This is a genomic window from candidate division TA06 bacterium (assembly GCA_004376575.1).
Taxonomy (GTDB): domain Bacteria; phylum Hydrothermota; class DG-26; order E44-bin18; family E44-bin18; genus E44-bin18.
The window spans coordinates 1-6,005 of the sequence record SOJN01000112.1 but is presented as its reverse complement, the minus strand read 5'-3'; the positions used below and the strand labels follow the sequence as shown (position 1 = coordinate 6,005).

The window sequence follows — 6,005 nt, the reverse complement described above, 5'->3', positions numbered from 1 at the left end:
CCGGATGAGGGAAATCCTCATGTCCGGTTCTGTGAGGGGGCTCATAGCTGTCTCTTTGGCAGTGGCAGCTATGAGTCCTACTCGACCATTTGACATTCCGATTCTCAAAAGAGCTGTGCCAAATCATCACCAATAGATGCCTCAATCACTGTTGCGAAAGAATTTGACAACCGTCCGCTTATGTGAAAAGATTCTGTTGATTGAAACGGTCAGGCAAGGAACCCAGATAGACTGTGGGAATCTGTCACGATATTGCACCAGAAAGTGCAGTATACTACATGGTGGGCGGCGGCCCGTGCAGCAGCATTCGCCTAAAACACTTAGATCAATTGATAGACTGAAGAAGCTCAGAAGTGAGTTTCCCTCGTTAGGCATTCAAATAATGCATGCCGGGAACAAGGCCGTGTATCCAATGGACATGGTTATTATTGGCATCATGAAGAGGTGTTTGAGTACGTCTTCTGCACTCGAGTTACTTGTTCTTAGTTGGAATATGACGTGTGCCAGGGCGGTATTAAGAATGCACCTAGATACTGTTTTGAGATTTTCTGCTTTTTGCTTATCTGATGACCCTCAGAGCATGGCAGGTGAAGTCATTGCTGGAAGCAAAATAAGCAAAATGAAAGATAGAGATGGAAGAAAAATGACAGATTCCTACTTGACTCAGAAGCTTGGCGAGAGTTTTGACTGGGTCCCTCGTGTGTACAAATACACCAGTGGTTATATTCATTTCTCCGAGCGACATCTATTTGACCCAGTGTGGAATATTGACGATAAGAAACGTATTGTTAATTTTGCCGTGAATGAATATGACTACAAATTCTCAGAGTTCAGTTGGGTTGAACTAGTAGATTGTGCTACCGATTGCCTGCTTATCATCAAAACCCTACTTGAGAGTTATGCAAAAAGCAAAACCTTAATGGCTAGTAAAGAAGTGCGACCGCCCTCGTGAAGCCGGCAACTCACCGTCAGCGTTAGCCGCTCGTACATGCCGGCGATGCAACCAAGATAAGCAATGACTGTGAAACACTGGGGACGGTGCACGAGTGTGCTGAGCGTAGCCAGTAGTAGCTACCTGGGCGAAGACTGGCAAAGCTCCTTAGCTCTTGCTGGTGTGAGTCCGGTCTGGACAAAGGTTAGCTACCAGTCCTAAAATCCGTGACTGGGCTTAACGGGTTTTTTGCGTCTTGTGTAGGTGCTTGATTACGTCTGTAAGACAGATCCGATAGCCATGGCGAGTGAGTGGGAGCCTAGATACCAGGCTCCTTCGTTGAAGGCAATAGGTGACACTTTACACTCACTACACTTGTCTACCAGCAGCTTCCTTGTCGCTTGGTCATTGAGCCCTTTCAACCCGAGTTCCTCAGCAACTCTCCTAACCCATACATCGACGGGCTGGGCGTAGACAAAATCCCCGCTACCCAAGTGCCGCTCGATGCTAAACAGATGCACCACATCTCTAAGAAATAAGGATGTGATCTTGTCCCCAACAGAGTATATGCTATCTACTTCCGCGTACAGATCTGCTATGTGTCCTCCCCGAATTCTCTCAACCGAGTGAGTCACGATATTCAGAAACCCTCTCTCGATAATGAATGCTAATGCCGACAACACCATTAGCCTGTCTGCCTCTTTGTTCACTCCGGATTCTTTTAGGCTTTTGTGAATTGGGTTCTGATGAGAGCGCCAATTCTGCCGGTTCATCCATCCATCGCGAAAGAACTCCTGCACCCTTGAATGCCGTTTCTCCTCAGTGCGGCCAAGCAGGTTGTCCAGACAGTCGAGGGCCGATGCGAGAAACTTGTCTGAGACTTCATCTGGTCGTCCCTGATAGAAAGACCTCTTGAAGAAGAACTTCAGGGCGAGGTACCAGTCGCGCCTTAGGGAGTCAGGACCCTCGAAATCCTTCAAAAGAATCTGCTCTTCGAACCTCTTTGCAAACCCAGCTATTTTTCTTAATGACTCACATGTGTTCATTTTTTCGCCTCCTTTGTGGGTCCTGGGATAAACGGCAGAAACCCTGTATCCGATTCAAGTGCGGTGGGTCCGGTCTCGTTAGCTTTCCTCCGGCAGCAGGCGTTTGCGGTGTTCTTTAGACTTCAGCCAAAAACCTTCAAAACATCATCGATATTGAGGCCACATTCCTTTGCTATTCTAAAGAACAGGGCCAGAAGCTGAGCTACGTTTGATGCGGACTTTAGGGAACTCTTGACCTTCTGCAAGAAGCTTCTCTCTTTGCTTCCTTCTTGATGGCTGGGGATCATTTCATCGATTTTGCTATCGATTTCAAGAAGTACCTGAGCGTAAACTGACTGAACTTGCTGCTGACTCTGGGTCACTACCGTTTCCGGTACACTGCTAAAGGGCGCTGGTTTTTTGGAGAAATACTCTGCATGGAGCGAGGAAATCAGGCCACCTAATTTCTGCCTGTATGCAAGAAGACCAACGAACTGTCTGCCGCTGTTTCCCACCCAGGGCTTAACAAGGAAACGGCTGTAGTCTCGTCCCGAAATGTCAGTGAGCAATTCCACTGAGTGGTTGTATTGCTCCCATACAGATTGATCAGCTATCAAATCGCTTGTTTTCTCTGGCCAAGGAGCTTGTGAAAGATATCCTTGGAGCTCTTCATACAGCGATTCCAGGTTTTCTTTTTTCATCTCGTTAACCTCCCATGGCCCGGGACCTCAGTTTGGGGTCAAACCTCGAATATGGGATATTGACAACTATTGCTCCGCGCTCGGTTCCTCAAAGACGGTATTCTCGTCACTTCTCATCAGCGATTCTATCCCACCCCACCCCCGCTGTCAACCACCCACTGGAACCATCAGCTTCCCACATGCCCACCCACATACTTGCACCGATGTGTTGATATGTTGACAATTGAGCACATATCGTCATATCGCTGCTTAAGCTTGATCTCCCAAGCTGCGGAATTCTGGCAAGCTCGCTTGACCCGGACTTGCTGAGACAATACAATCTGGGCGTGCTTCATGAGTAGGTGGTCGTGACTTGAAAAATGTTGGGCACGGGTCCAGCAGGAGGGGAGGTGTTGTAGGTATGTTTGAAAGACAGACTATAGAACAATCGGTGGAACAGGCCTTCTCGGGTGCTTCCGTACGTGACTATGCAAAAGAGTATCTCGTGGCGGTCCGAGGAAATGTCCAAAGACTGACAGTTGGGTTCCAATATCGCTTAGCCCTCGTTTATTTCCTGTTCCTGATATTCTGGCTTCTGACAAACGCGGCCATACGAGGAGTAACGCTAGGTCCCTTTGAATTGCGGGACATCTCCATCGTCGAGAGACTAATTCCTGTGCTAATTGCGTATTGCTATTATGAGGCAATGGCTTTGGTTTCAATGCGCAACTTCCAGACAATCGTACACGATAGCGTTGTACGGTCTGTTTACGAACCCATTTACACCAATGCACTCTCTGGTTTTCTTGTTTCCTTAACAGCCATGGATGCCTGGAGTTACTTCGCATTCAAAACCACAGGCGTTGCCAAGAAGCTAATTCATCTGTGGACAGCGGTGTTGCCCATAGCCGTCATTTTCATTCCTTTGGCATTCGAGTGCTACGCATTCAGCCGGTGCTTTGCCGTGTTTGGGTTTTCGGATCTTCTTTTGTGGATAGCTCTTATCGTGTCGGTGTATTTTTTGACTTTGGGAACAGTATTCTGGCATCAGGGTAGGGTGGTTCAGTAGGAGACGGGGTTTCTAACGATAGAGACTGCATCGAGGAGTACTAGGTTTAGCATTCTGATATTTCTCGAGAACTGGTAAAGCCTTAGGGACGGTGCAAGAATAAGGGCCACACCTCGGTGCTTGACACTTTGAAAGTTCTACTCCGCTCTGGAGATTGTGCTCTTCGACCTTCTGCACAGCTGATCCAGTTGCTGAGGCAGAGACAAGACGGGGCACTTAATTCTTGAACAAAGGTCTATTCTCAATGACCAGGAAGGTGGGTCAGTTTTATCGGAGAAATCCGGGTCAATTTTGAGGGAGAATTAGCAGGGGGGAACGGGACGGAGCATTTAGTTCTTGAACAAAGCTGAACGAGAGCGTAGTCTCAATGACCAGGAACGCGGGCCAGTTTTGCGGCAGAAACCCAGGTCAATCTTAGTGAGAATTGAGAGGCTCTCGAAACGAAGGGGTAGATATGATCCTTGGAACCGCGAAAAGGAGGGTAGAATGGTCATCAGATGTCCCAAGTGCAGAAAGTTGCTTGAGGTGAGCAAGCAGAAGCTAGGGGAGAAAGAGACCTGCGAGCACTGCAATAGCGTCTTCGTACTTGACGAGTCTGTTATCTACAAGCAGCCAGCTGATGAAACCGTATCGATCGCTAGCGACGTGAAGCCAGTACACGATGCCCGTACTGGGGAGATGCGGCCTGTAAGCGCTCGGCGCGTATTGCTTGGAGTCGTGGTTGGCATAATAGTCATATGCGTAATAGGTTTCGTGGCCGCCGTGTTCCTGTCATCCGACAGAATTGGCGCATCGTCGAAGAAGGCTCACCCGCTTGTGTCCAGGACTTTCACGCTCGATGCGGGGGCATACTGGCGCGTGGAGTTTTCCTCTCCTGATGAGGCACGGCTGGTCGGTTCGGTATCTGTGCCGGAGTGGGATGTGAATGTCTGGCTTTTGGAAGGGAAAAACAATTTCGAAGCATTCAAGAACGGCGAGAGGTTCCACTACAGAACTGACGCCTCAGGCGAACGGGTCTCCAACCTTGACATCGACTGCACGTTAGGACCAACGACATACTATTTCGTTGTGGATAACACTCATGCATTGCTCATGGCCAAGAAGCCAACCGTCAACCTGACGCTGTTCTATTGAGCCTTTGCTCGGTGCTTGACAGTTTGACAGTTTGTCTGTAGTATAGGGCTGTGCAGAGAGCGAGACTGACCTATAAGGGCGCATTCCACCATGTCATGAACCGTGGGCACGGTGGGGAGAATGTATTCCCTGACGACGGAGCGAAGGCCCGGTTTCTCGAGATCCTCGAAGCAAGCTCCATACTCCACAAGATGAGGGTCTTCGTCTATTGCGTAATGGATAACCACTATCATCTGATATTGCAGAACTCCAGTGGGAAGCTGTCTGAGTTCATGAAGCAGTTGAATGGAGAGTATGGGGCCTACTATAGGAGGAGAGCTGGCGGGTCCGGGTATGTATTCCAGGGCAGATTCAAGTCAACGTTGATACAGGAGGACATGTACATGACTGTAGCGGTTGTGTACGCCCTGCTGAACCCTGAGCGCGCTGGGGTAGTGAGGAGCCCCTGGAGGTATGAATGGTCAAGCATACGTGAGTATTTTGACGAGAGTAGCGAGACCTTTCTGGACGGGGAGTTTGTAAGGGATCTGTTTGGGGAGAAGTCTGTTTTGAAGGATTTGCTGAGGGAGTGGCGTTCGAGAGACCTGTCTGTGAAGACGACAAGACTGGGGGATGTTCTCGGGGATGAGAGGTTCATTGAGTCTGCCATGAGGAAGTTTGACCGGCGCAAGAGGGGGTCAGAGTCCAAGAGGAGGCGGATTCAGGAGTTTGATTTTGAGCCGGCAGAGAAGGTGATAAGGGATTTCGAGAAAAGGATAAGCAGGAGTATCAAGAAGATTGATACGTCCACGAGGGCAGGAACGAGACTCAGAGCTGAGCTGCTGGTATTATTGAAGGAGAGAGCGGGCCTGGCGTATACGGAGATTGTGCGTTATGCGCCGTTTCGGTCGCTGAAGCACTACTCGTTAGGTCAGCTATATAGAAGGGCAAAGGCTCGAACGCGCAAACTGGAATAGAACTGTCAAACTGTCAAGCACCGAGCAAGGATACATATGTTCACATATGCAGGTGTAGAGAGCTGGGAATTTGGTGAGTGAATGTGGTTTGACAGAACTGAGCTGTTGCTCTACTATCCAAATGGCGAAGCAATAGGCGAGGCAAACCCAGGATACATTATCAGGAGTTCTTATGAGAGCCACGTCCTTCTGTCCTACCGCACTTTTGGC

6 protein-coding genes are annotated in these 6,005 nt (G+C 49.1%); 4 read left to right on the top strand and 2 right to left on the bottom strand.

Annotated elements, in window-relative coordinates:
* The first annotated feature begins 520 nt into the window (after positions 1-520).
* The gene (locus E3J62_09595; GenBank protein ID TET44712.1) at positions 521-952 is read left to right on the top strand and encodes a hypothetical protein; all 432 of its coding nucleotides are present in this window, start codon (positions 521-523) and stop codon (positions 950-952) included.
* 251 nt (positions 953-1,203) lie between these two features.
* On the opposite strand, the gene E3J62_09590 is transcribed toward E3J62_09595, so the two are convergent.
* Both E3J62_09590 and E3J62_09585 read right to left on the bottom strand, forming a co-directional pair.
* Positions 1,204-1,977: a hypothetical protein gene (locus E3J62_09590; protein ID TET44711.1), complete on the bottom strand. Its 774-nt coding sequence runs from the start codon at positions 1,975-1,977 to the stop codon at positions 1,204-1,206.
* Positions 1,978-2,099: 122 nt separating this feature from the next.
* Entirely contained in the window at positions 2,100-2,657 is a 558-nt protein-coding gene (locus E3J62_09585) for a hypothetical protein (GenBank protein TET44710.1), read from the bottom strand.
* 400 nt (positions 2,658-3,057) lie between these two features.
* Here E3J62_09585 and E3J62_09580 point away from each other — a divergent pair, with 400 nt between their 5' ends.
* The 3 genes from E3J62_09580 (at position 3,058) to E3J62_09570 (ending at position 5,795) form a co-directional block, all read left to right on the top strand.
* Positions 3,058-3,705: a hypothetical protein gene (locus tag E3J62_09580; GenBank protein TET44709.1), complete on the top strand. Its 648-nt coding sequence runs from the start codon at positions 3,058-3,060 to the stop codon at positions 3,703-3,705.
* Positions 3,706-4,191: 486 nt separating this feature from the next.
* Positions 4,192-4,839: a hypothetical protein gene (locus E3J62_09575; GenBank protein ID TET44708.1), complete on the top strand. Its 648-nt coding sequence runs from the start codon at positions 4,192-4,194 to the stop codon at positions 4,837-4,839.
* A gap of 50 nt (positions 4,840-4,889) precedes the next feature.
* On the top strand, positions 4,890-5,795 hold the full coding sequence (locus E3J62_09570; protein TET44707.1) for a hypothetical protein: 906 nt from the start codon (positions 4,890-4,892) through the stop codon (positions 5,793-5,795).
* Positions 5,796-6,005: the final 210 nt, after the last annotated feature.